This is a genomic window from Sulfuricaulis sp. (assembly GCF_049587675.1).
Classification (GTDB): Bacteria; Pseudomonadota; Gammaproteobacteria; order Acidiferrobacterales; family Sulfurifustaceae; genus Sulfuricaulis.
Genome location: NZ_JBAVEJ010000107.1, coordinates 1 through 1,833 on the forward strand (window position 1 = coordinate 1; position 1,833 = coordinate 1,833).

2 protein-coding genes are annotated in these 1,833 nt (G+C 66.1%); one reads left to right on the forward strand and one right to left on the reverse strand.

The features are described from left to right. On the forward strand, positions 1-237 hold a 237-nt coding region (locus tag WB402_RS05620; protein WP_424205935.1), incomplete at its 5' end, for a hypothetical protein. 294 nt (positions 238-531) lie between these two features. On the opposite strand, the gene WB402_RS05625 is transcribed toward WB402_RS05620, so the two are convergent. Next, on the reverse strand, positions 532-1,572 hold the full coding sequence (locus WB402_RS05625) for an IS110 family transposase (RefSeq protein WP_424205936.1): 1,041 nt from the start codon (positions 1,570-1,572) through the stop codon (positions 532-534). Positions 1,573-1,833 lie beyond the last annotated feature (261 nt).

A 1,833-nucleotide genomic window follows, 5' to 3' on the forward strand; every position in this document is an offset into this window, starting at 1 on the left:
CCGCTGCCGCGCGACTGCGGCATCGTCACGGTGATCGACGGTCATCCCGCAACCCTCGGCTGGCTCGGCAGCGTGCGCGGCCATCGGGTCGAGGCGCTCGGCGTCGAGCATTTCGGCCAGACCGGCACGATTGGCGACCTTTACCGCCACTACGGCATCGACGCCAACGCCATCATCGATGCGGCGGAAAGTCTCACCGCCGGCGCGCCGGTCCGGCACCGCAAGATGGCGGTGTAGCCGTCGCCCCGGCGAAGGCCGGGGCCCATATGTGGACGGCCCCCGTGCCACAAGAGTTTTTTTGACGGTCTGACCGGATCGCTTGCATCCATATGTCCGGCCTGTTGATGCGGTCGCTTCGGACCGCTGGCCAAGATGGTTTCCGCGACGCGAGTTCCAAACACGCCAGCGACCTTTACGGGCCAATGGGTCCCACGGAGTGTCTCGCACCTCGGATCGATCGATCCTACCATCTACTCCTCTTGCAGCTCCGGCCCGGCCGGTTGCGGCGGAACCCGCCGACCGGCCGATCTCTTAGGCGGCGAACGCCGATGCGCTCGGCATCCGCGCGCCATCGTAACTCTCGCCCGTCGTCATCAGCTTCCAGGCGATGCGGGCAATTTTGTTGGCGAGCGCCACGGCCGCATGTTTCGGCGACTTGCGCTTCAGCAGCGCGAGCAGCCAGGGCGACGCACGGCCGCGGCCTTGCCTCGCCTGTTGGATTACGGCGGTCGCTCCCGCCACCAGCACGCTGCGCAACATCTCGTCGCCGGCGCGGGTGATCTTGCCGAGCCGGGTCTTGCCGGCGGTGGAATGGTCTTTCGGTGTCAGCCCGATCCAGGCCGCAAAGTGCCGGCCGGACGGGAACAGGCGAGGATCGGGCGCCTTCATGACCAGCGCGGTGGCGCCGATCGGTCCGACCCCTGGAATCTGCGCCAGACGCTGGCTGGTGGCATTGGCGCGGTGCCAGGCCGTCAGCCTAGCCTCGATCGCCTTCAGCTCGATTTGCAACCGCGCGTAATCCCTGCCCTGGAAAGCGAACAGCTCGCGCGCAATTTCAGGCACCGTCTCGTCTTGCGCGATCCGCGCCAACAGCGGTTCGATCTTATCGAGACCCTTGGCGGTGGTCAGGCCGAACTCCGCCGCGTAGCCGCGGATCGCGTTGCTGAGCTGGGTGCGCCTTGCGATCAGCTGCTGGCGAACCCCGGCCAGCATCAGGGCCGCCTGCTGTTCCTCGGTCTTCACCGGCACGAACTGCATCGTCGGCCGGCTCATCGCCTCGCACAATCCCTCGGCATCGCGCCCGTCGTTCTTGTTACGTTTGACGTAAGCCTTCACGTGCTGCGGCGCCATCAGCTTCACCTCGTGGCCGAGCTTGCGCAACTCCCGCGCCCAGTAATGCGCCGCCCCACAGGCCTCCATTCCGATAACGGTTGGCGGCAGCTTGGCAAAAAAAGCCAGCACCTGGTTGCGCCGCAGCTTCCTGCGCAGCACCGGCCGCTCGGCGGCATCCACCCCGTGCAGCTGAAAAATATGCTTCGACGTATCCATCCCAATGCGGATAATCTGGTTCACGGACGGCTCCCTTGTCTGAGATTTGCAACAACCTCATTCTGGCACGTTCGATGCCGTAGGGGGCCGTCCACCCCATCACGCCGCGGCTTCGCGGTTTGGCCCCGGGGGTAGACGGCTTGGGCATCGGCGCCGGTAGTTGTGGGTCCCGGCGTTCGCCGGGACGACCTCGGATGGCCTCGCAAAACGTGGGGAACGCGCCCCGTTTCTCTTGCGCTCAAGGGCCATCCGCGCCACCTTGCGGTCCCCCCGTGGGTTTGATCA